The sequence below is a fragment of the Rhizobium sp. RSm-3 genome (genome assembly GCF_001854685.1).
Classification (GTDB): domain Bacteria; phylum Pseudomonadota; class Alphaproteobacteria; order Rhizobiales; family Rhizobiaceae; genus Rhizobium; species Rhizobium ecuadorense.
The window spans coordinates 22932-49800 of sequence record NZ_MAWZ01000057.1; the positions used below are offsets into that span (position 1 = coordinate 22932).

General features: G+C 62.9%; 25 protein-coding genes. 7 read left to right on the forward strand and 18 right to left on the reverse strand.

Features of this window, described 5'->3' with window-relative positions; all coding sequences use genetic code 11:
* Window positions 1-198 precede the first annotated feature (198 nt).
* The 4 genes from BBJ66_RS27320 (at window position 199) to pepT (ending at window position 4358) form a co-directional block, all read left to right on the forward strand.
* On the forward strand, window positions 199-1134 hold the full coding sequence (locus tag BBJ66_RS27320) for a carbohydrate ABC transporter permease (RefSeq protein ID WP_071091326.1): 936 nt from the start codon (window positions 199-201) through the stop codon (window positions 1132-1134).
* Between the two features lie 4 nt (window positions 1135-1138).
* A complete protein-coding gene (locus tag BBJ66_RS27325) occupies window positions 1139-1969 on the forward strand; it encodes a carbohydrate ABC transporter permease (RefSeq protein WP_049732923.1) in 831 nt (276 codons plus the stop codon).
* A 4-nt stretch (window positions 1970-1973) separates the two neighbouring features.
* Window positions 1974-3032 (forward strand): ABC transporter ATP-binding protein, encoded by a 1059-nt coding sequence (locus BBJ66_RS27330; RefSeq protein WP_049732922.1) that lies wholly within the window; start codon window positions 1974-1976, stop codon window positions 3030-3032.
* 93 nt (window positions 3033-3125) lie between these two features.
* Window positions 3126-4358, forward strand: coding sequence for a peptidase T (gene pepT, locus BBJ66_RS27335; RefSeq protein ID WP_071091329.1), 1233 nt, complete (start codon window positions 3126-3128; stop codon window positions 4356-4358).
* A gap of 35 nt (window positions 4359-4393) precedes the next feature.
* Here the strand turns inward: pepT and BBJ66_RS27340 are convergent, their stop codons facing one another.
* From BBJ66_RS27340 to BBJ66_RS27360, 5 genes are all read right to left on the reverse strand, one after another.
* Window positions 4394-5257: a cell wall hydrolase gene (locus BBJ66_RS27340; RefSeq protein ID WP_049732920.1), complete on the reverse strand. Its 864-nt coding sequence runs from the start codon at window positions 5255-5257 to the stop codon at window positions 4394-4396.
* Window positions 5258-5415: 158 nt separating this feature from the next.
* The gene (locus BBJ66_RS27345; protein WP_049732919.1) at window positions 5416-6456 is read right to left on the reverse strand and encodes a sulfate/molybdate ABC transporter ATP-binding protein; all 1041 of its coding nucleotides are present in this window, start codon (window positions 6454-6456) and stop codon (window positions 5416-5418) included.
* Between the two features lie 10 nt (window positions 6457-6466).
* On the reverse strand, window positions 6467-7339 hold the full coding sequence (gene cysW / locus BBJ66_RS27350) for a sulfate ABC transporter permease subunit CysW (RefSeq protein ID WP_049732918.1): 873 nt from the start codon (window positions 7337-7339) through the stop codon (window positions 6467-6469).
* The gene (gene cysT / locus BBJ66_RS27355) at window positions 7329-8186 is read right to left on the reverse strand and encodes a sulfate ABC transporter permease subunit CysT (protein ID WP_049732917.1); all 858 of its coding nucleotides are present in this window, start codon (window positions 8184-8186) and stop codon (window positions 7329-7331) included. Before cysT ends, cysW begins: the two co-directional genes overlap by 11 nt.
* An 8-nt stretch (window positions 8187-8194) precedes the next feature.
* Window positions 8195-9220: a sulfate ABC transporter substrate-binding protein gene (locus BBJ66_RS27360; RefSeq protein ID WP_071091332.1), complete on the reverse strand. Its 1026-nt coding sequence runs from the start codon at window positions 9218-9220 to the stop codon at window positions 8195-8197.
* A 361-nt stretch (window positions 9221-9581) separates the two neighbouring features.
* Between BBJ66_RS27360 and BBJ66_RS27365 the strand changes: the two genes are divergently transcribed.
* Complete coding sequence (locus BBJ66_RS27365; protein ID WP_049732915.1) at window positions 9582-10598, forward strand: porin; 1017 nt, start codon at window positions 9582-9584, stop codon at window positions 10596-10598.
* Between the two features lie 49 nt (window positions 10599-10647).
* Here the strand turns inward: BBJ66_RS27365 and BBJ66_RS27370 are convergent, their stop codons facing one another.
* The 8 genes from BBJ66_RS27370 to BBJ66_RS27405 form a co-directional block, all read right to left on the reverse strand.
* The gene (locus tag BBJ66_RS27370; RefSeq protein ID WP_071091335.1) at window positions 10648-11103 is read right to left on the reverse strand and encodes a PTS sugar transporter subunit IIA; all 456 of its coding nucleotides are present in this window, start codon (window positions 11101-11103) and stop codon (window positions 10648-10650) included.
* Between the two features lie 73 nt (window positions 11104-11176).
* Window positions 11177-11869, reverse strand: a complete 693-nt coding sequence (locus BBJ66_RS27375; RefSeq protein ID WP_071091338.1) for a response regulator transcription factor — start codon at window positions 11867-11869, stop codon at window positions 11177-11179.
* Window positions 11866-14574, reverse strand: coding sequence for a sensor histidine kinase (locus tag BBJ66_RS27380; RefSeq protein WP_071091341.1), 2709 nt, complete (start codon window positions 14572-14574; stop codon window positions 11866-11868). The genes BBJ66_RS27375 and BBJ66_RS27380 overlap by 4 nt, the downstream gene beginning before the upstream one ends.
* 239 nt (window positions 14575-14813) lie before the next feature.
* On the reverse strand, window positions 14814-15383 hold the full coding sequence (gene kdpC / locus BBJ66_RS27385; RefSeq protein WP_071091344.1) for a potassium-transporting ATPase subunit KdpC: 570 nt from the start codon (window positions 15381-15383) through the stop codon (window positions 14814-14816).
* 13 nt (window positions 15384-15396) lie between these two features.
* Window positions 15397-17457, reverse strand: a complete 2061-nt coding sequence (gene kdpB, locus BBJ66_RS27390) for a potassium-transporting ATPase subunit KdpB (protein WP_071091347.1) — start codon at window positions 17455-17457, stop codon at window positions 15397-15399.
* A 62-nt stretch (window positions 17458-17519) separates the two neighbouring features.
* Window positions 17520-19223, reverse strand: coding sequence for a potassium-transporting ATPase subunit KdpA (kdpA, locus tag BBJ66_RS27395; RefSeq protein WP_071091350.1), 1704 nt, complete (start codon window positions 19221-19223; stop codon window positions 17520-17522).
* A gap of 69 nt (window positions 19224-19292) precedes the next feature.
* Window positions 19293-19382 (reverse strand): K(+)-transporting ATPase subunit F, encoded by a 90-nt coding sequence (locus tag BBJ66_RS27400; RefSeq protein ID WP_003547774.1) that lies wholly within the window; start codon window positions 19380-19382, stop codon window positions 19293-19295.
* 376 nt (window positions 19383-19758) lie between these two features.
* Complete coding sequence (locus BBJ66_RS27405; RefSeq protein WP_071091893.1) at window positions 19759-20121, reverse strand: copper resistance CopC family protein; 363 nt, start codon at window positions 20119-20121, stop codon at window positions 19759-19761.
* A 496-nt stretch (window positions 20122-20617) separates the two neighbouring features.
* Between BBJ66_RS27405 and BBJ66_RS27410 the strand changes: the two genes are divergently transcribed.
* On the forward strand, window positions 20618-21661 hold the full coding sequence (locus BBJ66_RS27410; protein WP_049735727.1) for an NAD(P)-dependent alcohol dehydrogenase: 1044 nt from the start codon (window positions 20618-20620) through the stop codon (window positions 21659-21661).
* Window positions 21662-21676: 15 nt separating this feature from the next.
* Here BBJ66_RS27410 and BBJ66_RS27415 read toward each other — a convergent pair whose 3' ends face one another.
* The 4 genes from BBJ66_RS27415 to BBJ66_RS27430 form a co-directional block, all read right to left on the reverse strand.
* Window positions 21677-22246: a DedA family protein gene (locus BBJ66_RS27415; RefSeq protein WP_071091353.1), complete on the reverse strand. Its 570-nt coding sequence runs from the start codon at window positions 22244-22246 to the stop codon at window positions 21677-21679.
* Between the two features lie 35 nt (window positions 22247-22281).
* Window positions 22282-23649 carry an FAD-containing oxidoreductase gene (locus BBJ66_RS27420; RefSeq protein ID WP_071091356.1) on the reverse strand — a complete coding sequence of 456 codons (1368 nt, stop codon included), beginning with the start codon at window positions 23647-23649 and terminating at the stop codon, window positions 22282-22284.
* Complete coding sequence (locus BBJ66_RS27425; protein WP_071091359.1) at window positions 23646-24107, reverse strand: DUF4126 domain-containing protein; 462 nt, start codon at window positions 24105-24107, stop codon at window positions 23646-23648. Before BBJ66_RS27425 ends, BBJ66_RS27420 begins: the two co-directional genes overlap by 4 nt.
* A gap of 89 nt (window positions 24108-24196) precedes the next feature.
* The gene (locus tag BBJ66_RS27430; RefSeq protein WP_071091362.1) at window positions 24197-25384 is read right to left on the reverse strand and encodes an acyl-CoA dehydrogenase; all 1188 of its coding nucleotides are present in this window, start codon (window positions 25382-25384) and stop codon (window positions 24197-24199) included.
* Window positions 25385-25559: 175 nt separating this feature from the next.
* Between BBJ66_RS27430 and BBJ66_RS27435 the strand changes: the two genes are divergently transcribed.
* Window positions 25560-25898 (forward strand): cupin domain-containing protein, encoded by a 339-nt coding sequence (locus BBJ66_RS27435; protein ID WP_071091365.1) that lies wholly within the window; start codon window positions 25560-25562, stop codon window positions 25896-25898.
* Here the strand turns inward: BBJ66_RS27435 and BBJ66_RS27440 are convergent, their stop codons facing one another.
* Entirely contained in the window at window positions 25899-26852 is a 954-nt protein-coding gene (locus BBJ66_RS27440; RefSeq protein ID WP_049735844.1) for a LysR family transcriptional regulator, read from the reverse strand.
* Window positions 26853-26869 lie beyond the last annotated feature (17 nt).

Genomic DNA, 26869 nt, shown 5'->3' on the forward strand with positions numbered 1-26869 from the left:
ACCTTTACCTGGGTCGAGCCACTGGTCTCGACCCGTCCTTCGGACCCCCGAGGGGAGAAGAGACTCGTGGCGGCGCCGCTTTCCCCTTCTCCCCAGCGGGGAGAAGGTGGCCCGAGGGGTCGGATGAGGGGGCTCCGGTCTCTCCATTCAGAAACATCACCAATTCCCGACCGGGTAGACAATGGAAATTACGCACTGATGACCATTTCCGCCGATATGCTCGACATGCGTCGCGACCGCAGGCCATGGCTGCGTCGTCTTGCCGACGCTTCGGAACCCTATCTCTACAGCGCGCCGTCGCTGATCCTGATCATCGCGGTGATGCTGGTGCCGCTGACCTTGGGTGTTTCCTACGCCTTCCGCGACATCCAGCTGCTCAACCCGTTTTCCGGCGGCTTCATCGGGCTCGAGCATTTCCGCGAGCTTGCGGGTGATGCGGCCTTTTACGGGGCGCTGCGGAACACGCTCTGGTGGACCGGCGCTTCCGTCGTCCTGCAGTTCGTCTTCGGGCTCAGCCTGGCGCTTTTGCTCGACAAGCCGTTCCCGGGCCGGGCGATCGCGCAGGCGCTGGTCTTCCTGCCCTGGGCCGTGCCGTCCTTTCTTGCCGGCCTCAACTGGGCCTGGCTGTTCAATCCGGTCATCGGGCCGATCCCGCACTGGCTCTTCGGGCTCGGGCTGATGCATGAGCCGGGCAATATCCTTTCCGATCCCAATTATGCGATGTGGGGGCCGATCGTCGCCAATGTCTGGTGGGGCATTCCCTTCTTCGCCATCACGCTGCTGGCCGCCCTGCAGGCGATCCCGCGCGATCTTTACGAGGCGGCGTCGATCGACGGCGCCGGCTGGTTCCAGCGCTTCCGCTCGATCACCCTGCCGTTTCTGGCGCCGACCATCGCCATTACCGTGCTGTTGCGTACCGTCTGGATCTCCAATTTTGCCGATCTCATCGTCGTCATGACCAATGGCGGGCCGGCCGACCGGACGCAGATCGTCGCAAGCTATATCTTCACCACCGCGTTCAAACGACTCGATTTCGGTTATGCCTCGGCGATCGCGCTGGTGCTGCTCGCGCTGCTGCTTGCCTATTCGATGCTGATCATCCTGCTGCGGCAGACGCTGCTGAACAAGGATTGAGCCGATGAGACGATCCGTCATCCCCACCGTCGCGCACCGTCTGGCGATCCTCTGCTATATCGCTTTCGCGCTCTTCCCGCTGTTCTGGCTGCTCAAGGTCTCGGTGACGCCGAACGACTTGCTTTATAGCGAAGGCGTGCGCATGTGGCCCTCGCGCACGACCTGGGATCACTATGCCTTCGTGCTGCAGCACAGCGCCTTTCCGACCTTCTTCAAAAACAGCCTGATCGTCTCGGCCTCGACGGCGGTGACCGTGACGATCTGCGCCTCGCTCTCCGGCTACGCGCTGTCGCGCTTCAATTTCCGGGCAAAATACTGGATCGTCGCGCTGATGCTGCTGACCCAGATGTTCCCGCTCGTCATGCTGGTGGCACCGATCTTCAAGATCCTGTCGCCCTTGCATCTGACCAACAGCCTGGCCGGGCTGGTCATCGTCTACACCGCCTTCAACGTGCCCTTCGCCACCTTCCTGATGCAGTCCTTCTTCGACGGCATTCCCAAGGATCTGGAAGAGGCGGCGATGATCGATGGGGCGACGCAGTTCACGGCGTTTCGCCAGATCATTCTGCCGCTGACGCTGCCGGGGATTGCCGCCACGCTGGGTTTCGTCTTCACCGCCGCCTGGAGCGAGTTGCTCTTCGCGCTGATGCTGATCAACGGCAATGACGCGGCGACCTTCCCGGTCGGGCTGCTCACCTTCGTTTCGAAATTCTCGGTGGATTTCGGGCAGATGATGGCGGCGGGCGTCATGGCGCTCATTCCGGCCGGCCTCTTCTTCCTGCTCATCCAGCGTTATCTCGTCCAGGGCCTGACGGCCGGCGCGGTCAAGGGTTAAACAAATGGCATCGATCGATATCCAGAATATCCGTAAAGCCTATGGCCATGTGCAGGTGCTGCACGGCGTCGACCTTGAGATCAAGGACGGCGAGTTCGTCGTGCTCGTGGGCCCCTCCGGCTGCGGCAAATCAACGCTCTTGCGCATGATCGCCGGGCTGGAGGATGTCACATCAGGCGAGATCCGCATTTCAGGCGCCCGGGTGAACGAGCTGCATCCGAAGGACCGCGACATCGCCATGGTGTTCCAGTCCTATGCGCTCTATCCGCATATGAACGTCGCCGGCAATATGAGCTACAGCCTGAAACTGCGGAAGACGGCCAAGGAGAAGATAGCAAGTGCCGTGGCAGCGGCAGCCGGCAAGCTCGGCCTCGACCCGTTGCTCGAACGGCGGCCGAAGGCGCTTTCCGGCGGCCAGCGCCAGCGCGTCGCCATGGGCCGCGCCATCGTGCGTCAGCCGAAGGCCTTTTTGTTCGATGAGCCGCTCTCCAATCTCGATGCGCGCCTGCGCGAACAGATGCGCGCCGAAATCAAGAAGCTGCACGGCGACCTGAAGGCGACCTCGATCTACGTCACCCATGACCAGATCGAGGCGATGACGCTGGCCGACCGGATCGTCGCCATGCATGGCGGCGTGGTGCAGCAGGTCGGCAGTCCGCTGGAACTTTATGACCGCCCTGCCAATCTCTTCGTTGCCGGCTTCATCGGCTCGCCGGGGATGAATTTCCTCGAGGCGAGCTATGTCGAAGGCGGCGTCAAGCTGCAGGACGGCACGATCGTGCCGCTGGCAAAGCCGCTGCCGCTTGAAGATGGCGCCAAGGTGACGCTCGGCATCCGGCCGGAGCATGTGCTGATGACGAATGACGGGGCGGGCCTCGCCACCGATGTCGAACTCGTCGAACCCACCGGCTTCGGCATCATCCTGCATCTTGCCCTGCATGGCCTGCCGTTCAAGATTTTCACGCTCGATCGCGAAGCGCTGAAGGCAGGCCCGAAGGTGAACGTGGCCTTCCCGGCGAAATATCTGCATGTGTTCGACGGCGAGGGAAAACGTTTGGGATGAACGGCCGATTCTCGCGCGCTGCGAGCGGAAAATCTTTTGCCGCATCGCCCGGGAGGATTATATCACTGGGGTGATCATGCTGGACTGGATGCCATGACCGATACCGTTCTCGACCGCTTTCTCCGTTATACCGTTATCGACACCCAATCCGACCCTGCCTCGTCGACGCAGCCGACCACCGAAAAACAGAAGGATCTCGGCCGGGTGCTGGTCGAGGAATTGCTGAAGATCGGCCTTGCCGACGCGCATCTCGACGAACACGGTTATGTCTATGCGACCATTCCTGGAAATAGCGACAAGGCGGTGCCGGTCATTTGTTTCTGCTCGCATATGGATACGGCGCCCGATTTCAGCGGCACCGGCGTCAAGCCGCAGATCGTGCGGAATTATGCCGGCGGCGACATCAAACTTACCGGCGATCCGAGCCGGCTCATCCGGGTTTCCGAGCATCCGGAGCTGAATAACCAGATCGGCAACGACATCGTCACCACCGATGGCACGACCTTGCTCGGCGCCGACGATAAGGCCGGGCTGGCGGAAATCATGACGGCGGCGCAGTTCCTAGTCGACAATCCCGATATAAGGCATGGGACGATCAAGATCCTGTTCACCCCCGACGAGGAAGTCGGGCGCGGCGTCAACAAGGTCGACTTGAGGAAACTCGGTGCCGACTTCGCCTATACGATGGACGGCGAGACATCAGGCCACATCGAGGACGAGACCTTCTCGGCCGATGGCGTCGAGATCGCCATCTCGGGCGTCGCGATCCATCCCGGCTTTGCCAAGGACCGGATGGAAAACGCCATCAAGATCGCCGGCGCCATCATCGACCGGCTGCCGAAGGAGATGGCACCGGAGACCACCGAGGGCAAGCAGGGCTTCATCCATCCGGTCGGTGTGACCGGCTCGATGGAAAAGGCGTCGCTGAGCTTCATCATCCGCGATTTCACCGACAAGGGGCTCGTTGAAAAGGAGGTGATGCTCGAGGCCATCGTCAAGAAGGTGATGGCGGGCTATCCCGGCTCGGCCTATCATTTCCAGGTCAAGGAGCAGTATCGCAACATGAAGGTGGTGCTCGACCGGCACCCCGAGATCGTCGACAACGCCATCGAAGCGGTGCGCCGGGCCGGCATGACGCCGGTGCGCGGCAGCATCCGCGGCGGCACCGATGGCTCGCGCCTCTCCTTCATGGGCCTGCCATGCCCGAACATCTTCGCCGGCGGCCATGCCTTCCACTCGCCGCTCGAATGGGTCAGCCGCCAGGATATGGAAAAGGCGGTCAAGACGATCGTGGAACTGGCCAAGGTCTGGGAAGAGCGCGCTTAAGGCGCGCCTTTATTTCGCGAAAAACCGAAACAGCTTTAGCCGCCGTTCGCCTCAACGCTGCCGCGCAGCATGACGCTGTCAAAAGCGGGGCGGGGGATGGGGATCGCGATCCGCATTCCCGGGTCGGGTTCGATCGAGGGTTCCGGCAAGGTCACCGGCGCCGTGATCTGCATCGGCATGGGATTTGCGATGGGCGCCATCCGTGCCGTGGGCGTCGCATTGATCGGCGACATCGTGCTCGCTGTCGGCATCGGATCCGGAGCCGGTAGAGGAACCGGAACGGCCGAGGGGATTAGCGCCTCGAATTGCGGCGGCAGCATGCTTTCACCAGGCACATAATTCATCGCCACCTCATAGGCGGGCAGGGGCGGCGGTGTTTGGAGCATGCCGTCGGCGCCGCGCTTCTCGTAGAAGGCATTGCCGCCGGCGACCGCCACATAATGCATGTTGTTGTAGGGAAATTTCAGCCCATCGGTGTGGAAGAACATCGCATCCTTGACCGCAGGATGGCGGGCGCCTTTGAGGATCGCATCGGCGGCGGTCGCAAGCTCGGTTTCGGCCTGCGGCTTGACTTCGCGCGTCATCACGCCCGGCGCAAACTGCTTTTCCTGGGCGACGACGCCGCAAATCGACGGGGGATAAGCCCCTGACGTCAGCCGGTTCATGACGACGGTTCCGACGGCCATGTAGCCGTCTTCATCCGAATGCTGCGATTCGAAATACATCGCGCGCTGCAGGCAGTCACGGTCCTTGTTCGTATAGTTGAAGGTAACTTTCGCCGGTTGCTTCGTCTTCGCCGCCGTTGCCGCCGGTTTCGGTGTCGTTGTGCAGCCTGTGGCCGCCAGTCCTACGAACAAAACCCCGATCAGGGATTTTCCAAAGGAAATCTCCGCCCTCAACGCAAGGTGCCTCCTGTGGGATTAGTCCTACTTATTAACGTGAAAATCTTTTACTCGTCATGTGACAAAAATACAAACAACCATAGATCACAAAAACCAAAAGGGACTCTCGCCACATGAGAGTCCTGCGAGGAGGCGGGTCGTGACAACAACCTCCATCAGCTGCGGAACAGCTTCCAGCGGGTCGGCTTGAAGGCCACGCGGTGGCGGTCAAGTCTGTCGGCCTCGCTCGGCGGCAACTCGATCTCGATATGCGGGCGGTCGTTGCCGATATCCAGTTCGATGTGCCGGGTGCCGGCGACACGGCGGCTGGAGACCGGCTGGCCGGCGATGCAGTTTTCAGCCGATTCGCAGAGCCTGACATCATGCGGGCGGAAATAGAGCTGCGCCGTGCCATCAGGCTCGCCCTCGGCATTAAGGCCGAGCGAGCGGCCTTCGAAGCGGATGTCGCCCTCTGAGATTTCGACCTGCAGGCAGTTCGACTGGCCGATGAAGCCGAAGACGAAGGGCGAGTTCGGATTGTCGTAGACTTCGTCAGGCGTGCCGACCTGCTCGATCGCCCCCTGGCTCATGACGACGACGCGGTCGGCAAGCTCCAGCGCCTCGTCCTGGTCGTGGGTGACGAAGACGGTGGTGTGGCCGGTGCGGTCGTGGATCTCGCGCAGCCATTTGCGTAGGTCCTTGCGCACCTGGGCGTCGAGCGCCCCGAAGGGCTCGTCGAGCAGCAGCACGTTCGGCTCGACGGCCATGGCGCGGGCGAGCGCCACGCGCTGGCGCTGGCCGCCGGAAAGCTGGGCCGGGTAGCGTTTTTCCAGGCCGGAGAGCTGCACGAGGTCGAGCAGCTCAAGCGCCCGCTTGCGGATATCGGCCTTGGCGGGCCGCCGCGCGCTGTTTCTGACCCTCAGGCCGAAGGAGACGTTGTCGAGCACCGTCATGTAGCGAAACAGGGCATAATGCTGGAAGACGAAGCCGATATTGCGCTGCTGCACCGATTTCTTCGAGGCATCCTCGTCGCCGAAGAAGATCTGCCCCTCCGTCGGGCTTTCGAGACCGGCGATCAGGCGCAGCAATGTCGTCTTGCCGGAGCCCGACGGGCCGAGCAGGGCGATCAGCTCGCCGGAGCGGATGCCGAGCGAGACATCGTGCAGTGCCGGAAAACGATCGAATTCCTTGCGGATGTTTTGAACGCGTACTTCCATTCCAAATCCTTCAGTGCCGCCGGCTGGCTGAGATTTCAGCGCTATAGCGCATTTCCAGCAGCGTCTTCAAAACAAGAGTGACGAGCGCCAGCAAGGCCAAAAGCGTGGCGACGGCAAAAGCGCCGGTGAAATTATACTCGTTATAGAGAATTTCCACCTGCAGCGGCATGGTGTTCGTCTGGCCGCGGATATGGCCCGACACCACCGAGACGGCGCCGAATTCGCCCATGGCGCGGGCGTTGCAGAGAAGCACGCCGTAGAGCAGGCCCCATTTGATGTTCGGCAGCGTCACGTGCCAGAAGGTCTGCCAGCCGCTGGCGCCGAGCGAAAGGGCCGCCTCTTCGTCGGCCGTTCCCTGTTCCTGCATCAGCGGGATCAGCTCGCGGGCGACGAAGGGAAAGGTGACGAACATGGTAGCGAGGATCAGCCCCGGCACCGCAAACAGGATCTTGATGTCGTGGGCGCTGAGCCACTGGCCGAGCCAGGTATTGGCGCCGAACAGCAGCACGAAGACCAAGCCCGATATGACCGGGGAAACCGAGAAGGGCAGGTCGATCAGCGTCGTCAGGAAGGCCTTGCCCTTGAACTCGAACTTGGCGATCGCCCAGGCGGCGGCAACCCCGAAGATGAGGTTGAGGGGAACGCTGACACCGGCAACGATCAGCGTCAGGCGGATCGCCGAGAAGGTTTCGGCATCGCCGAGCGCCTCGATGAAGGGGCCGGCACCCTTGCGGAAGGCCTCGACGAAGACGGCTGCAAGCGGCAGCAGCAGGATCAGCAGCAGGAAGATCAGTGAGACGATGATCAGCGTGAAGCGCGCGATCCGGTTTTCGGTGGTGACCGAACGCAGCTTCACCGGTTGAGCGGTTGCATCAAGCGCCATAGCCGTACCTCCGCCTGCTCCAGCTCTGAATGAGATTTATAACCAGCAGCATGGAGAACGAGATGATCAGCATGATCGCCGCAATGCCGGTCGCCGCCGCATAATTATACTCTTCGAGCTTGATGATGATCAGCAGCGGCGCGATCTCCGATTTGAACGGCAGGTTGCCGGCGATGAAGATGACCGAGCCGTATTCGCCGACGCCGCGGGCAAAGGCGAGCGCAAAGCCGGTGAGCACGGCCGGAGCGAGCCCCGGCAGCAGCACGCGGAAAATCGTCTGGAAGCGGTTGGCGCCGAGTGTCGCTGCGGCTTCCTCCACCTCCTTGTCGATTTCCTCCATCACCGGCTGCACGGTGCGCACCACGAAGGGCAGGCCGACGAAGATCAGCGCCACGACGATGCCGGCAGGCGTAAAGGCGATCTTGATGCCGAGCGGCGTCAGGAACTGGCCGATCCAACCGTTCGGCGCATAAAGCGTCGTCAGCGCGATGCCGGCAACGGCGGTCGGCAGCGCGAAGGGCAGGTCGACCATGGCATCGATGATGCGCTTGCCGGGAAAGCGGTAGCGCACCAGCACCCAGGCCAGCAGGATGCCGAAGACGGCATTGACAACAGCGGCGATGAAGGCGCTCCCGAAGCTGATGCGCAGCGCGTTCAGCGTGCGCGGATCGAGCGCGATCGACCAGAATTTCTCCCAGCCGAGCGCGCTCGACCGGACGGCAAGGCCCGAGAGCGGGATGAGGATCAGAAGGGTGAGCCAGGTCAAGGTAAAGCCGAGCGCCATTCCGAAACCCGGAATGACACTCGGCCGCCTGAACCGCCACCGCGTGGGGCTATGTGCTTTCATGAAGTCTATTATTGGGCCGGCTTGTAGATCTGGTCAAATACCCCGCCGTCGCCGAAGAATTTCGGCTGTGCGCTTTTCCAGCCGCCGAAGTCGTCGATGGTCGCAAGCGTCAGCTTCGGGAAGCGGGCGATATCGGCCGGATCGGCGGCTTCCGGCTTGATCGGCCGGTAATAGTGCTTGGCGGCGATCTTCTGGCCTTCGTCCGAATAGAGGTAGTTGAGATAGGCTTCGGCGACCTTGCGCGTGCCCTTCTTGTCGACATTGCCGTCGACGATGGCGACCGGCGGGTCGGCGCGGATGGAGAAGGTCGGCGTGACGATCTCGAACTGGTCGGGACCGAGTTCCTCGAGCGAGAGATAGGCTTCGTTTTCCCAGGCAAGCAGCACGTCGCCGAGGCCGCGCTGGACGAAGGTGGTGGTGGCGCCGCGGGCGCCGGTATCGAGAACCGGAACGTGCTGCAGCAGCTTGGCGACGTAATCCTGCGCCTTGGCTTCGTCGCCGCCATTCGCCTGCTTGGCCCATGCCCAGGCGGCGAGGAAGTTCCAGCGGGCGCCGCCGGAGGTCTTCGGGTTCGGCGTGATGACCTGCACGTCGTCCTTGACCAGGTCGCCCCAATCCTTGATGCTCTTCGGGTTGCCCTTGCGAACGAGGAAGACGATCGTCGACGTATAAGGCGTCGAATTGTTGGGGAATTTCGTCTTCCAGTCGGCCGGGATCTTACCGGTGGCCTTGGCGATAGCGTCGATATCGCCTTCGAGCGCCAGCGTGACGACATCGGCGTCGAGACCGTCGATGACCGAGCGGGCCTGGGCGCCGGAGCCGCCATGCGAGGCCTGGATCGTCACGGTCTCACCGCTGTCCTTTTGCCACTTGGCGGCAAAGGCGGCATTGAAATCCTTATACAATTCGCGGGTCGGATCGTAGGAAACGTTGAGCAGCGTCTGATCCGCGAAGGCAGGAGCAATGCTCCCGATCGCGAAGCTGCCCGCCATGACCGCGGCCGCGAGGAGCCGGGTGAGCCGTTGTGTCTGCATGGGAACCCTCCTGTTTTCTGTCTTAACTCTATCAAGTCAGTCGTATAATGAAACGAAGGTTCTTCCCGCTCCTCCCCTATCGTTAGAATGTCATTCCATTTGAGGGGTGATTTTGAAATAGACGTGCCGGAGTTGGCCGCGGCCAATTGTTGACCAGTACCGTCCGCCGCCGGACCGTGTTTTTTCCGCCACAGTTCCTCCATGAAAGCGCCATGGTCGTGCGGATTTTTGCCCCGATTTTGCCGCGATGACACTTGTGCATTCCTATATGGCGACCGTGCGGTCGTATTCTCCGACCGCTACGTGGGGGCATCCCTTGACCATGCGCCCCACATTCCAAACCTGTTTAGGGCCATTGAAAATGAATATCAGAACTATCCTTTTTGCCTCCGTAGCCGCCCTTGCCGCGGCCTCCGGAGCCCGCGCAGCCGACGCCATCGTGGCGGCGGAACCCGAGCCCGTGGAATATGTTCGCGTTTGCGACGCCTACGGGACCGGCTATTTTTATATTCCGGGAACGGAAACATGCCTTTCGATCGGCGGTTATATCCGTACCGAAGTACGCTTCGGTGACCATATCTCCGGCGATTCCGACGTCAATTTCTGGACTCGCGGTCAGGTCACTTTCCAGGCCAAGAACGACACCGAGTACGGCACGCTCACCGGCGTCATGACGCTGCGTTACAATGCCGACAATGCTTCCGATCAGGAAGCTCTGTTGGATGAAGGCTATATCGATATTGCCGGCTTCCGCGTCGGTAAGCTTTACAGCTGGTGGGATGATGACATGAGCGGCGAGACCGATACGCTCGCCAGCAACGAAACGACCCACAACTCGATCCGTTATCAGTACGAGGCGGGCGCTTTCGCGGCCGGCATCTCGGTCGACGAACTGGAAGAAGACTACGCCACCAAGCCGGGCGAAGGCCCGAACAACTTCGGTGTCGCAGGCCAGGTCTCCTACAAGGCCGGCGCCATCAGCGCCTACCTGCTGGCCGGTTATGACACCGACACCAGCGAAGTCGCGGTCCGCGGCATCGTCTATGCCGATATCGGCCCGGGCACGCTCGGCATCGCCGGCATTTGGGCAAGCGGCGCCAACTACTACTACGAAGAGTCCGAATGGACGATCGCAGCGGAATACGCCTTGAAGATCAACGACAAGTGGTCGGTTACCCCCGGCTTCCAGTACTTCGAAAACATCGCTCTCGAAGCTGACGGCAATGGCTTCACCGGCGGCAGCGCCTACACGACTGGTGTCACGATCGACTACCAGATCGTCGAAGACCTGCGTTCGAAGCTCAGCGTGCAGTATCACGATGAGGACGAAGGCGACGACGACGTGTTCGGCTTCCTGCGCTTCCAGCGCGATTTCTAAGACAGTCTGACTACAGACGGGGAGGCGCGACCTTTGGGTCGCGCTTCTTTTACACCCTGGAATCGGCGATGAAATCGGAATAAAATTCATCGGCCGTTCTTGCCTTGCGCATGGCGGCAAGCACGCCATCCGATTGCAGCCGCCGCGCGATGGCGGACAGCACGTTCAGATATTCGCTGCGATTGTTTTCCCCGAAGAGCAGCACGAAAGCGATATCGGTCGGGATATCGTCGATCGCCTCGAAATCCAGCGGCTGGGCGAAGCGGATGAGCAGGCCGCGCGGGCTGGTCATGCCGTCGATCGCCGCATGCGGAATGGCGATGCCGTTGCCGATCCCGGTGGAGCCGAGCTTCTCGCGCGCTTCGAGCGCCTTCAGGATGGACTGGCCGTCGACGGAGAAAGCCTTGGCCGCCTTATCCGCTATACCCTGCAGCGCGCGCCATTTCGTCGGCGCCGGCACGCCGATGAAGGTATGTTCCGGGCGGATAATGTTGGGAAGGTTCATGTCATTCTCGATGCTGTTTGGGCTCGATACTGGTCTGGCTCGATACTGTTCGGGCAGCGGGAGGGAAGGGCGGTCAGTCCGGTTCCCTGAGCCGGTAGCCGACGCCGGTCTCGGTGGTGATATAGTGCGGTTGGTCGGGAATCCGTTCGACTTTTTGCCGCAGCTGCCTGATGTAGACGCGCAAATACTGCACATCGGCTGCCGGCCCCCATACCTGCTTTAGAAGAAACTGGTGGGTCAGCACCTTGCCGGCGTACTGGGCGAGCACCCGCAGGATGTCGTATTCCTTCGGCGACAGTTTTATGTCCTGGCCGTCGACCTTGACGATGCGCTTGACGAGGTCGATCGACAGCCCGCCGGTCTGAAAGATCGCCTTTTCCCCTTGCTGCTGCAGCCGGTGGCGCAGCGCCACACGGATGCGGGCGCCGAGTTCGTTGACGCCGAAGGGCTTGGTGACGTAATCGTCGGCGCCGCTTTCCAGCGCTGTGACGATGCCGGCCTCGTCGGTGCGGCTGGAGAGGATGACGATGGGCATGGAAAGTCCTTCATCGCGCCACGCCTGAAGCAAGTCATGGCCTGATGTGTCGGGAAGGCCGAGGTCGAGCACGATGAGGTCGGGCATGCCGTCGGCAATCGACTGGCGGGCGCTCGCGGCGTTTGCCGCCTCCTGCACCTCATAGCCTTGCGCGGTGAGGCCGACGCGGAGCAGCTTGCGGATCGGCGGCTCGTCGTCGACGACGAGAATTTTGACGGCTGAACCGGTCATTTGAGTTCATCCAGTTTCGGAATGTCGGTGGGTTTCGGCAGGCGGATGGTGAAGACGGCGCCAGGGCCGCCCGTCCGGTTGCCGGCCGTGATCGTGCCGCCCATCGCCTCGATGAAGCCGCGGCAGATGGAAAGGCCGAGGCCCGTGCCGGCGCGCACCTGATCGCCCTTGCGCACCCGGTAGAAGGTGTCGAAGACACGGGTGAGGTCGGCCGGCGGGATGCCCGGGCCCTCGTCCAAGACCTGCAGGACGACGTTGTCGGCATCAGCCCAGCCGCCGATATGGATCACCGAGCCCTCGGGCGCATATTTCGCAGCATTGTCGAGCAAGTTGAAGATCACCTGCTCGAACAGGACAGGATCGACGCGCACCATCGGCAGGTCGGTGGGAATGCGCATCTCGGTCTTGTGGTGCTCGAGGATCTTGGTGGCGCGGCGTAGCGCGCTGCCGACGATATCGCCGGCATAATGCAGCGCAGCGTTCGGCTCCATCGCGCCGGATTCGATCTTGGTCATGTCGAGAAGGTTGGCGATGAACCGGTTGAGGCGCTCGGATTCGTCGACGACGGTGGAAAGCAGGTCGCTGCGATCCTCCTCCGGCATCGAGGTGAAATAATCGCGTAGCGTGCCGGCGGCGCCGAGGATGGCGGCAAGCGGCGTTTTCAGGTCGTGCGAGATCGAGGTCAGCAGGGCCGAGCGCAGCCGGTCGGCTTCGGCCGCGAGCCTTGCCCGGTCGACATCGGCGACGAGCTGGACACGTTCGATGGCAAGGGCCGCCTGGTCGGCCAGCGCGTCGAGCAGCCGCTGCTGTTCCGGCGTCAGCAGCGGTCCGTCGCGGCGGTCGCTGTCGAGGCCGATGACGCCGACGGCGGTGCGCCCGGTTCTGAGCGGCACGTAGAGGCGCTTGGCGCCGGGCAGGGTGTCGGCGCCGCGGCCGGCGGCGTGATTGTGCTCCCAGGCCCAGCGGGCGGCGGCGATATCGGCGTCGTCGAGCGTGTCGTCAGGGGGATAACCCGCCTTGACGGCGATGCTGCCTTCCTCGGGCAGCAGCAGCACGACCCGGACCTTCAGCATTGAGGCGAGCTGGAAGGCGGTCGCCCACAGCACGTCGTCGAGCGTGCCAGTGCCGGCGAGCTTTTTCGAGAAGAGATAGAGATCTTCGGTGGTGCGCGCCCGCTGCCTCGCGGCGGCGGCCTGGCGCTGCACGGTCGCGGTCAGATTGCTGGCGATGATGGCGACGCCGAGGAAGAAGAACAGGGCGAGCACGCTTTCCGGATCGCTGATCGTCAGGGTGTAGCGCGGCGGCAGAAAGAAGAAGTTGAAGGACAGTGCGCCGAGGATGCAGCTGTAAAGCGCTGGCCGCAACCCGTGCAGGACGGCGGAAGTCAGCACCGCCATCAGGAAGACCAGCGCCAGGTTGCGCACGTCGAGCACCTGGTCGAGTACGATGCCGACGGCGAGCGCGATGGCGACATAGACGGTCGCCAGCAGATAGGCCCGGAAATCCAGTGGCGGCGCGGTGGCGGCCGCCTTGATGCCGCGCGCCGTGGTGCCGTCCTTCTCGGTGCCGGAGATGACATGGACGCTGATCTCGCCGGTCTTGCGGATCAGCTCGTCGGTGATCGAGCGGCTCCACCAGTCGCGCCAGGTCGGCTTTTTCGGGGCGCCGATGACGATATGGGTGACATTGTTGGCGCTAGCGTGGCGGACAAGCTCTTCTGCCACCTCGCGGCCGGGAAGGGTGATCGCCTCGCCGCCGAGCTGTTCGGCAAGCCGCAGCGTGGCGGCGACGGTATCGCGTTCGGCTTCGGTCAGATTGATCGAGCGGTTGGTCTCGATATAGACGGCCGCCCAGGGCGCGCGCAGGCGCGAGGCCATGCGGGCGGCGTAGCGCACCAGCGAGGCGGAGCGCGGATGATGGTCGACCGAGACGAGCACACGCTCGCCTGCCGCCCAGGGGCCCGATATGGCATGGGCCTGCATATGGGTCAGCAGCTGGTCGTCGACGCGCTGGGCGGTCTTGCGCAGCGCCAGTTCACGAAGCGCTGTCAGATTGCCCGGGGTGAAATAATTGGTCAGCGCCCGCTCGGCGGTGCGCGGCATGTAGACCTTGCCGTCATGCAGGCGCTTGATGAGATCATCGGGCGTCAGATCGATGATCTCGACGTCGTCGGCAAGGTCGATGATCGAATCCGGCACCGTCTCGCGCACCCGGATGCGGGTGATCTGAGAGACCACGTCGTTCAGGCTCTCGACATGCTGGATGTTCAGCGTCGTATAGACGTCGATGCCGCGATCGAGCAATTCCCTGACGTCGAGGTAACGTTTCGGATGGCGGCTGCCCTCGGCATTGGTATGGGCAAGTTCGTCGACCAGCACGAGATCGGGCCTGCGGGCGAGGATGCCGTCGAGGTCCATTTCCGCGAGCGACCGACCCTTATACTCGATTTCGACGCGGGGGATGATCTCGAAACCGGCGACGAGCGCCTCGGTCTCCTTGCGGCCGTGGGTCTCGACGACGCCGATGACGACATCGAGGCCATCGGCGATCTTGGCGCGGCCGGAGATCAGCATCTCATAGGTCTTGCCGACACCCGGGGCGGCCCCCAGAAAGATCTTCAGACGGCCACGCGTTTCCGCCCGGGCTTTTTCGAGAAGCGCATCGGGCGATGGCCTGCCGGCCTGGTCGCGATTGTCGTCTGGCATGCGTGTGGTCTTTCTGCATCACGTCAGTTAAGCCGAGGGGTCGGCATGTTTGGTTCAACTGGTGCAAGGCACTCCGGAGCCGAGCATCCACACGGCACCCACCAGCGGCCGCGGCATGGATCCTCGGGTCAGGCCCGAGGATGACGGAGAGTGGGGTTGGCTTTCGCGCCTAACTCTCCCCGGCGTATATGGCAGACAGCGTCGGATGCTTTATCAAACTGCCCCTCGCTTGCCCAAACTCACTCAGTCATAGAAGCATCAAGGCTCTGGTTCAACGCCAGAACATTGACGGTGGGTTCGCCGAGGAGGCCGAGTTCGCGGGCCTGGACGGCGCCGTCGACCAGCGCCTTGACCTTGGCTTCATCCAGGTTCCGCGCCTTGGCGACACGGGCCACCTGGAAGTAGGCGGCCTCGGGCGAAATATCGGGATCGAGGCCGCTGCCCGACGCGGTGACGAGGTCGGCGGGCACTTGCGTATTCGGGTTCGTCGCCTTGGCGACCTCGTAGTCGCCCTTGACGCGGTCGATCAGTTTCTGGCTGGTCGGGCCGAGGTTGGAGCCGCTGGAGGCGGCCGCATTGTAGCCGTCGCCGGCGGCCGAGGGACGGCCGTGGAAATATTTGTCTGACGTAAATGCCTGGCCGATCAGCGCCGAGCCGATCACCTGGCCGTTCTTCTCGATGAGGCTGCCGTTCGCTTGGGCGGGGAAGAGGGCCTGGGCCGCCCCGGTCATGGCGAGTGGATAAAGAAGCCCGGTGATGGCGGTGGTGGCAACGATCATGACGACGGCCGGGCGAAGTTCTCTAAACATTATTCCTACTCCTTTAAGCGAGGCCGAGGGCTGCGACGGCCAGATCGATCGCCTTGATGCCGACGAAGGGGACGATGATGCCGCCGAGGCCGTAGATCAGCAGGTTGCGCGACAGAAGCGCGCCGGCGCCGATCGGGCGGTAGCGCACACCCTTCAGCGACAGCGGGATCAGCGCGACGATGATCAGTGCGTTGAAGATGATCGCCGAGAGGATGGCGCTTTGCGGCGTCGAAAGCCCCATGACGTTGAGCACGCCGAGCTGCGGGTAGAAGGTCAGGAACATCGCCGGGATGATGGCGAAGTATTTGGCGATGTCGTTGGCGATCGAAAAGGTGGTCAGCGCGCCGCGCGTCATCAGCAGCTGCTTGCCTATCTCGACGATCTCGATGAGCTTGGTCGGATCCGAGTCGAGATCGACCATGTTGCCGGCCTCGCGGGCGGCGACCGTGCCGGTGTTCATGGCGACGCCGACATCAGCCTGGGCAAGGGCAGGCGCATCGTTGGTGCCGTCGCCGCACATGGCGACGAGCTTGCCCTTGGCCTGTTCCTCGCGCATCAGCGCCAGTTTCATCTCCGGCGTTGCCTGGGCGAGGAAATCGTCGACGCCGGCCTCGGCGGCGATGGCCGCTGCCGTCAGCGGGTTGTCGCCTGTGATCATCACGGTGCGGATGCCCATGCGGCGCAGCTCCGTGAAGCGCTCGCGGATGCCGCCTTTGACGATGTCCTTCAGCTGGATGATGCCGAGCAGCCGGCCGTCGCGGGCGACGGCGAGCGGCGTGCCGCCCGATTTGGCGACCTCGTCGGCGATCGACTGCAGTTCGCGCACGACCTCGCTGCCGTTCTTCGAAGGCGCGTCGCCATTGACATAGGTCAGCACGGCGTCGACCGCGCCCTTGCGGATCGAGGCGCCTTCGAGATCGACGCCGCTCATGCGGCTCTGGGCGGTGAAGGGCACGAAGGTCGCCTTGAGGCTCGCCATGTCGCGGCCGCGGATCGCATATTTCTCCTTGGCGAGCACGACGATGGAGCGTCCCTCAGGCGTTTCGTCGGCCAGCGAGGCGAGTTGGGCGGCATCGGCGAGATCCTGTTCGGAAACGCCGCGCACCGGCCGGAAACTCGTCGCCTGGCGGTTGCCGAGGGTGATCGTGCCTGTCTTGTCGAGCAGCAGCGTGTCGACGTCGCCGGCGGCCTCGACGGCGCGGCCGGACATGGCGAGCACGTTGAAGCGGACGAGACGGTCCATGCCGGCAATGCCGATCGCCGACAGCAGCGCGCCGATCGTCGTCGGGATCAGGGTGACGAAGAGGGCGACGAGCACGATGATCGGGATCGAGCCGCCGGCATAGATGGCAAAGCTCGGGATCGTCGCGGTGGCGAGCACGAAGATCAGCGTCATGCCGGCCAGCAATATGTTGAGCGCGATCTCGTTCGGCGTCTTCTGGCGCTCCGCACCTTCGACCAGCGCGATCATCCGGTCGATGAAGGTCGAGCCGGCCGCTGCGGTGATGCGCACGCGGATCCAGTCAGACAGCACCTGGGTGCCGCCGGTGACTGCTGAGCGGTCGCCGCCGGATTCGCGGATGACCGGGGCGGATTCGCCTGTTATCGCCGCCTCGTTGACCGAGGCGACCCCTTCGACGACTTCACCGTCCGACGGGATGATGTCGCCGGCTTCGACGAGCACGATGTCGCCGACCTTCAGGCTGGTGCCCGCCACCATGCGGTAATCGGTGCCGTTGTTGCCGGTCAAGAGCTTGGCCTGGGTTTCGGTGCGCGCCTTACGCAGCGAATCTGCCTGCGCCTTGCCGCGGCCTTCGGCGACGGCCTCGGCCAAATTGGCAAACAGCACGGTGAACCAGAGCCAGAGATTGATCTGGAAGGAGAAGCCGAGATTGCCGTTGCCGGCGATGAGATCGCGCAGGAAGAGCACAGTGGTCAGCACCGAGACCGTGGCGACGACGAACATGACCGGATTTCTGGCGAGTGCGCGCGGGTCGAGCTTCTTGAAAGCGGCGCCCACGGCGGGAATGAGGATGCGAGAATCCATGATGCTCGCGGATTTTGCCTGGCTCATAAGAGACTCCAGCTATGAAACGAGGATGGCGGAAACCTGTGACGCAGGGTCATGGCATCGCCTCAGAAGGTTTGCCCGGCGATCATGACCAGGTGTTCGACGACGGGGCCGAGGGCCAGCGCCGGGAAAAAGGTCAGGCCGCCGACGATCAGGATCGTGCCGACGAGCAGGCCGACGAAGAGCGGGCCGTCCGTCGGGAACGTGCCTGCCGAGGCCGGGATCGTCTTCTTGGCGATCAGCGAGCCGGCGATGGCCAGCGCCGGGATGATGACCAGGAAGCGGCCGGCGAGCATGCCGATGCCAAGCGTCACATTGTACCAGGGCGTATTGCCCGTCAGGCCGCCGAACGCCGAGCCGTTATTGGCCGCAGCCGAGGTATAGGCGTAGAGGATTTCGGAGAAACCGTGCGGGCCGGCGGTGCCGACCGAGGCGACGGCCGACGGCAGCACCGTGGCGATCGCGGTGAAAACCAGCATGGCGAGCGGCAGGCAGAGGATGGCGAGGACAGCCATCTTCATTTCCTTCGCCTCGATCTTCTTGCCGAGATATTCCGGCGTGCGGCCGACCATCAGGCCGGCGACGAAGACGGCGACGATGATGAACAGCAGGATGCCGTAAAAGCCGGCGCCGACCCCGCCGACGATGACTTCGCCGAGTTGCATGTTGATCAGCGGAATGAGGCCGCCGAGCGCGGTGAAGCTGCCGTGCATGGCGTTGACCGCGCCGCAGGAGGCGGCGGTGGTGATAACGGCAAAAAGCGAGGAAAGGGCGACGCCGAAGCGGACTTCCTTGCCCTCCATATTACTGCCGCCAAGACCGAAGGCATGCATCAGCGGATTGCCGGCCGCTTCCGCCCAATAGGTGACGCTGACGCCGGCGAGGAACAGCACACCCATCGTGGCGAGGATCGCCCAGCCCTGGCGCTGGTTGCCGACCATGCGGCCGAAGACGTTGGTCAGCGCTGCGCCGATCGCGAAGATCGAGATCATCTGGATGAGGTTGGAGATCGCATCGGGGTTTTCGAACGGATGGGCCGAATTGGCGTTGAAGAAGCCACCGCCATTGGTGCCGAGCATCTTGATCGCAAGCTGCGAGGCGACGGGGCCGACGGCGATCGTCTGCTGCGCGCCTTCGAGCGTCGTTGCGTTGACATAAGGGCCGAGCGTCTGCGGCACGCCGAGATAGACATAGATCAGCGTCAGCACGATCGAGATCGGCAGCAGCACATAGAAGGTCGCCCTCGTCATATCGACCCAGAAATTGCCGATGGCCTTGCCCGAGGTGCGCGCGAAGGCGCGGATGAAGGCGAGTGCGATGGCCATGCCGGTCGCGGCGGAGACGAAGTTCTGGACGGTGAAGCCGGCCATCTGGGTGAGATAGGACATGGTGCTTTCGCCGCCGTAGTTCTGCCAGTTGGTATTGCTGACGAAACTGACGGCGGTGTTGAACGAAAGCTCCGGCGGGACGGCCGCCATGCCGGCTGGATTATAGGGAAGGATGCCCTGCAGGCGCTGCAGCGCATAAAGCACGACGACGCCAAGAAGGTTGAAGAGTAGCATGGCGAAAGCATAAGAGGTCCAATGCTGCTCCTCGCGCTCGCCGGTGCCGGCCATGCGGTAAAGTCCGCGTTCGATCGGAACGAGGACGGGTGAGAGGAATGTGCGCTCGCCGCTGAAGACACGCGTCATGTAACCGCCGAGCGGTTTGACGAGCACGAGGACGATCCCGCAATAAAGCAGGATCTGAAGCCATCCGTTGAGGGTCATGGAGGTAAACTTTCAATACCCGGCTGCTTCTCAGTCGCGCATGCGCGACCTCGCAAGCGCCGGTTCTCTTCAGAAGCGTTCCGGGCGAAGCAGAGCGTAGGTGAGGTAGACGGTGAGAAACACGGTCACGGCACCGCTCAAGACGTAGTCGAGGGTCATCGTCGTTTCTCCGTCAAAGCCTGTCGCAGGCTTTGGTGTAGGCAAAGCACAGCGCGAAAAATAGGATCGCGGTGCCCAGCAGAATGATATCCATCATGATCGTGACTCCTGTTGTTCTTGTTGGAGTCAGACAAGACAAAGGGCGCGACCCGGGAGGGCGCCTTTCATGCTTTCTGGCGTGGAGATGATCGTTCGATCTCTCGGCCATGAATATGGAGCCGAAGGGCATAAAGGTTCGAGACGGGCAAGGAGCCGTCAATATAAAAATCTTATAAATGCTTTTGCAGCGAACCCTTTGTTTTTACGCATGTCGTTGCGGCAAAAGCGCTTCGCGCTTTGCCTGGCAAAACCGCTGCACACTTTTGCGCGACATGCTCTAAGGATCGATCCGGAACCGGTATTGGCCTTCGGCGCTGCGACCGTCCATCGAGAGGACGCGCCAGTCGATGGTGTAGAAGCCGGGCGCCATGGCAGGATCGAGCGGAACCTTGAAGATCGATCCTTCAGGGCCGGAGAGAAACGGCTTGCCCGTGGGAACCGCCATACCCTGGGCATCCAGCAGCACGGCCGTCGAGCGGGTAAGATCGACAGGGCCGGTGAAGGTGAGCTCGAGGTTGGCCGGCGCCAGCCTTTCTTCCTGCTCCTGCGTCGGAAGAGAGGCTTGTTCCAGGGCCGCAGACGCCTCACTTGCGATGAAGAGAAGGGAGACGAACAGACAGAATGACGCGATCGACTTCATGATGGTCTTCCCTATCGTGCCGACCCGCATGTGCCCGGAGCCATCATGCTTCCGTGACGTCATGCCGACGCATTATTATTAACGCTGTGGCGGAGGATTTCGATCCCTAGTTTTTGCGATAACGCGCGCCGGCCGCGGCCGGGGACCTTTCGGCAGCGCGGCGATCAGATCCACAAGCCTGCGCCAGAATTGCCGTAATGAGCTTGATTTCGTCGGGCCGTAGGACCGATTTCCGCCGGCATTATCATGATGGTTCTTCATCGCTCTCTGCCTGTCCTCATGGCCGGGATCTCGAATGGAGAATGTACTCCCCGGCGGCCTCGGCTGGAATCATACAGAGGTCTTGGAACGCAAATCTTTCGGATTACAAAAATGGGCAATTCATCGCATGTTGAGCAAAAGCTTGATCTCAACGATTGAATTGCCGCCCCTTACAGTCTTATAGTCGCTTCAACGGCACGCGATGAACCGCGGGGCAATAGGGAGGAAACCGATCATGACCAAAGTCCGTGCGCTGGTGCTGGAGCGCCAGCATGAGCTTGCGCTTCGCGATATCGATCTGCCGCTCGAAACCGGCCCCGGCGAGGTGAAAATCAGGATCCACACGGTCGGTGTCTGCGGTTCCGATGTCCATTATTACACGCATGGAAAGATCGGTCCCTTCATCGTCAACGCGCCGATGGTGCTCGGCCATGAGGCGGCGGGCACGGTGGTCGAAGTCGGGACAGGTGTGACGCATTTGAAAGTCGGCGATCGCGTCTGCATGGAGCCCGGCATTCCCGATCCGAATTCTAAGGCAAGCCGGCTCGGCATGTATAATATCGATCCCGCGGTGACCTTCTGGGCGACGCCGCCGATCCACGGCGTGCTGACGCCTGAGGTCGTGCATCCCGCCAATTATACTTTCAAGCTGCCCGACAATGTCAGTTTTGCCGAAGGCGCCATGGTCGAGCCCTTCGCCGTCGGCATGCAGGCGGCTGGTAAAGCGAAGATTGCGCCTGGTGATACCGCCGTCGTCCTCGGCGCCGGGCCGATCGGCACGATGGTGGCGATCGCCGCCCTTGCCGGCGGCTGCGCCCGGGCGATCGTCGCCGATCTCGCCCAGCCGAAGCTCGATATCGCCGCGCAATATCAGGGCGTCATCCCGGTCAATATCCGCGAAAAGAACTTGAGCGAAGAGGTCGGCCGGCTGACGGACGGCTGGGGTGCCGATGTCGTCTTCGAATGCTCCGGTTCGCCGAAGGCCTGGGAGACGATCATGGCGCTGCCGCGCCCGGGCGGCGTCATCGTCGCCGTCGGCCTGCCGGTCAACCCGATTGGTTTCGACGTCTCCACGGCTTCGACCAAGGAAATCCGCATCGAGACGGTGTTCCGCTACGCACATCAATATGAGCGCTCGATCGCGCTCTTGGCATCTGGCCGCGTCGATCTGAAGCCGCTGATATCGGAGACCTTCACATTCGCGGATTCGATCAAGGCCTTCGACCGCGCCGTCGAGGCGCGGCCGAGCGACGTCAAGCTGCAGATCGTGATGGAGTAGGGCGCCGCGCCACTTCTATGAATGCCCGGCGCTCGGTCTCATCTTGCGAAAGGCAAGGGCCGCGGCCGCGACGACAGCCGCGGCGCCGATGGCCACCAGCAGATGCCGGTGAAGGGAAAGGTGGCCCAATATCTGCTCGATGCCGTGCCCGAACAAATAGCCGAGCGCGGTGAAAAGCTGTCCCCACACCAGCGCGGCTGCGGCGTTCAAGACGACGAATTTTCCGGTCGGTATCCGCGTCGTTCCGATGACAACAGGGCTGATCGTCCGCAACCCGACAAGGAAACGAAAGGCAAGGATGAAGCCTGTCGGATATTTTTCCAGAAGTTCGGTAACGCGGGCGAGCGCCGGCTTTTCCATCAGCCGCCGGACGAGGCTCCAGCGGGAGGCGTAACGACCGGCGAGGAACCACAATTGATCGCCGGCGAAAGATCCGGCCGTGGCCGCGAGCGACGCCGACCAATAGGGCAGCAGCCCGCGGTGGGAAATCACGCCGCCGAGGAAGGCGGCCGTTTCGCCTTCGAAGGCGGCGCCCAGAAAGATCGCCAGCAGGCCGTAATTTTCGATCAGCAGTTCGATAGACATCGCGGCCCGCCCCCAACTGTTCCCGAAGCGTCAGCTCAAAGCTGAACCGGCTTCAGATCGCCGAGCAGCGTCGGGATCAGCTCCGACACTGTCGGATGGATCGGCACCGACCATTGCAAGGCCGGATAGGTCGTGCCCGCATTCATCGCATCGATAAGCCCATGGATCACCTCGTCGCCCTCGATGCCCAATATCGCCGCGCCGAGGATCTGTTTGGTCTCGGCGTCGGCAATCACCTTCATGAAGCCCTTGGTCTCGCCGCGCTCGTTGGCGCGGCCAACGCGGCTCATCGGCCGGGTCGAGACCATGATCCTGCGTCCCGATTCCCGCGCCTGCTTCTCCGTCATGCCGACGCGGCCGAGGGGCGGGTCGATATAGAGCGCATAGGCCGGGATGCGGCTCGAAACTTTGCGGTCGTCGCCGTCGAGCAGGTTGGCGGCGGCGATCTCGAAATCATTGTAGGAGGTGTGGGTGAAGGCGCCGTGGCCGTTGCAGTCGCCGAGCGCCCAGATGCCCTCGACATTGGTGGCGAGCCTGTCGTCGACCATGATGAAGCCGCGTTTGTCGGTGGTAACGCCGGCGGCATCGAGGCCGAGATCGTCGGTATTCGGCTTGCGGCCGGTGGCAATCAGCACATGGCTCGCATCGATCGTCGCCGAGCCGGCGGTAACGCTCACGCCGTTGCCGTGTCTGGCGAAGGCGATGTTATCGGCGTCGGTATGGACGCCGATGCCTTCCGAACGCAGGATCTCGGCGATCGCATCGGATATATCCTCGTCCTCGCGCGATGCGAGCTTCGGCCCGTGTTCGATGACGCTGACTTCGGCGCCGAAGCGGCGATACATCTGCGCGAATTCCAGGCCGATATAGCTGCCGCCGATCACCGCCAGATGCCGCGGCAGCCTGTCGAGATGAATGATCGAGGTGCTGGTGAGGTAATCGATATCATCGATACCGGGCAGCGCGGGGATGACCGGCCGCGCCCCGACATTGAGGAAGATGCGCGGCGCTGTCAGCGTCTCGCCGTTGACGCTGATGGTGTTCGGGCCTTCGAAACGGGCATGGCCGTAGATCACGCTCATGCCGGCCATGCCGGTCAGCCAGCCGATCAGGCCGTTGCGGGCATTCATCGTCACCGTTTCGGCCCGGGCTCTGACCACCTTCATGTCGATGGCGATCTCGCCGGCGATTTTGACGCCGTAGGCGGCACCGCTTCTGGCGACATGGGCAGCGCGAGCGCTGGCGACCAGCGTCTTCGTCGGCATGCAGCCGGCATTGACGCAGGTGCCGCCGAGGAACTTGCGCTCGATCAGCGCCACTTTCATGCCCTTGTCGACCATGCGGGCGGCAAGCGACGGGCCGGCCTGGCCGGCGCCGATGACGATGGCGTCGAAGCTTTTCATGCGACGGCCCCCACGATCAGCACCGCGCCGATGACGGCGACGGCATCCTCGATGAGAGCGGCCGGCAGGTCCCTGCCGAAGGAGCCGGCAAGCCGGCTGCGGACGGCCGCCCCGCCATAGGTGCCGATCACGGCGCCGATCACGCCGGCGATCAGCCCGCCGAAGAGCAGGCCGCTGGCGGCTCCGATCGCAGCACCCGACAGCGCCCCCGAGACGATACGGGCGGCAAACTGCATCGGCACCTTGCGCGACGGCGTCGACGGCAGCTGGTCGGTGACCAGCTCGGTGACCGCGAGGATCGTGAAGATCCACGGCGTCCAGCGGTAACCCATGAAGGCAAGCGGCGTCTGCGAGACATCGAACCAGGCAAGCGCCGCGCCCCAGGCGACGGCGGCCGGCGCCGTCATGGTGCGAAGGCCGGAGATGACACCGATCAGCAATGCAAGAAGCAGAAACATGCGCGATCCCCTCATTGCCGGCTTTGTGCCGCATCGGGAAGGTTGCACATTGTCAGGCGCGTGGCAATTCGCTCTGCCGAACCGACGGTTTAGTTGGCAAAGGCGGCGATGCCGGTGATCGCCCGGCCGATGATCAGCGCATGGATGTCGTGCGTGCCCTCATAGGTGTTGACCACTTCGAGGTTGACGAGGTGGCGGGCGATGCCGAATTCGTCGGAGATGCCGTTGCCGCCGAGCATGTCGCGGGACGCCCTCGCGATCTCCAGCGCCTTGCCGCAGCTGTTGCGCTTGAGGATCGAGGTCAGCTCCACGGGCGGATGGCCGTCCTCCTTCATGCGGCCGAGCCGCAGGCAGCCTTGCAGGCCGAGCGAGATCTCCGCCGCCATGTCGGCGAGCTTCTTCTGGATCAGCTGGTTGGCGGCGAGCGGCCGGCCGAACTGCTTGCGCTCCAGCGTGTATTGCCGGGCTCTGGCATAACAATCCTCGGCAGCCCCCAGCGCGCCCCAGGCGATGCCGAAGCGGGCGGAGTTGAGGCAGGTGAACGGACCTTTGAGGCCGGTGACGCTGGGCAGCAGGTTTTCCTCGGGCACGAAGACCCCGTCCATCACCACTTCGCCGGTGATCGACGCGCGCAATCCCACCTTGCCGTGGATGGCGGGGGCCGAAAGCCCTTTCCAGCCCTTTTCGAGGATGAAGCCGCGGATGAGCCCATCCTCGGTCTTGGCCCAGACGACGAAGACATCGGCGATCGGCGCGTTCGAGATCCAGGTCTTCGAGCCGGTCAGGCTGTAGCCGCCGTCGACCTTCCTGGCGCGTGTCGCCATCGAGCCGGGATCGGAGCCGTGATCGGGTTCGGTGAGGCCGAAGCAGCCGATCCACTCGCCGGTTGCAAGTTTCGGCAGGTATTTCAGCTTCTGCGCCTCAGACCCGAATGTGTCGATCGGCACCATGACCAGCGACGACTGCACGCTCATCATCGAACGATAACCGCTGTCGACCCGCTCGACCTCACGGGCGATCAGGCCATAGGCGGTGTAACCGAGGCCGGCGCCGCCGTAATCAGGCGAGATCGTCGGGCCGAGCAGGCCGAGTTCGCCCATTTCGCGGAAGATTTCGGGATCGGTCTTTTCATTGCGGAAGGCGTCGAGAACGCGGGGCGCAAGCTTCTCCTGCGCATAGGCATGGGCCGTATCCTGCACCATGCGCTCTTCGTCGGTCAGCTGCTCCACCAGGCGGAACGGGTCGGCCCAGTCGAAAACCTCGCGCGTATGCTGCATGTCGGCGTCTCCTCACCCTAGACTTCAGGCTTGCCTCGCTCAAGGTCGCATAGACCCGCCAGCCGACCGCGTCAACAGAAGGCGGCCCTCTCGAAAAGACCGGGCGCGCCACCTTTTCAAAAGCGCTGCCATGCTCCACTTTGCCGGCGATCGATTCTGGAATGAGGAGACGGAAATGTCGTCAAGCGATCTGTTCGTATCGGCCGAAGGCGCCGAATGGGTCAATCCCGAGCCCGGCGTTACCAGGCGCATCATGACCTATCTGCCCGAGATGATGATGGCGGAAGTGGCTTTCGAAAGCGGTGCGGTCGGTGCGGCCCATTCGCATCCGCACATTCAGGCAAGTTATGTCGCCGAGGGCAGCTTCGAAGTGACGATCGACGGGCGGACCGAGGTGCTGCGCCAGGGCGGCAGCTTCATCGTGCCGCCCAATCTGGTCCACGGTGTCAAGGCGCTGGAAAAGGGACGGCTGATCGATACCTTCACCCCACACCGGGCCGAATTTCTCCAATAGTCAGATTTCCGCTTCCGATCGGCGCGCCGGGCCGGCTGGCGTGACATAGGGCGGCACGAAGCGGGCGTCCTCGCCGCGCACGGCCTCGCGCAGGAAGTCGATGACGGCGCGCACGCGCGGCGCCTGTTTCAGGTCGCGGTGGCAGGTGATCCAGTATTGGCGCTTGAGGTCGATCTCCGCGGGCAGCACCCGCACCAGCTCGGGATAACGGCTGGCGAAAAAATAGGGCAGGATGCAGAGGCCGAGGCCGTTTCGGGTGGCGGTCAGCTGCGCGAAGATGCTGGAACTCTGGAACTGCGGCTTGATGCGCGGATGCACATCGCTGAGATAATCCAGGCCCGGCGCGAAAATCATCTCTTCGATATAGCTGACGAAGGGATGCTCAAGCAGGTCCTCGCGGCGGGTGATCGCGGGCGCCTTTGCCAGATAGTCGCGCGAGCCGTAGATCTGCAGATGATAGTCGGTCAGCTTCTCGGCGAAATAGGGCCCCCCCTTCGGTTCGTCGAGCACGACGGAAAGATCGGCCTCCTTGCGCGACAGTGACATGATCTGCTGGATCGTCACCAGCTCGAGCGACAGATGCGGATGCTGGGCGGCAAACCGGTGCAGCACGGTCGCGAAGAAGAAATTGGCAAAACCCTCCGGCGCGCTCAGGCGCACCAGGCCGCGCTGCGCCATCGAGCCGTCGGCGAGGTCGGCGCGCAGCCGCTCGGTCTCCTGCTCCATCCGCTCGGCTGTCTCGACGAAGCGCGTGCCCATGGCGGTCAGCACATAGCCGCGCGGATTGCGCTCGAAAAGCTTGACCTTGAGGGTGAATTCCAGCCGGTCGATGCGCCGCGAAACGGTGGCATGGCTGGAGCGCAGCTGCCGGGCTGCCGTCGACAGCTGTCCGGTGCGGGCGACGGCTAGAAAAAATTGAAGATCGTCCCAAGTAAACTGCGGCGGATTATTCATGGCGATCCCCATCTGTT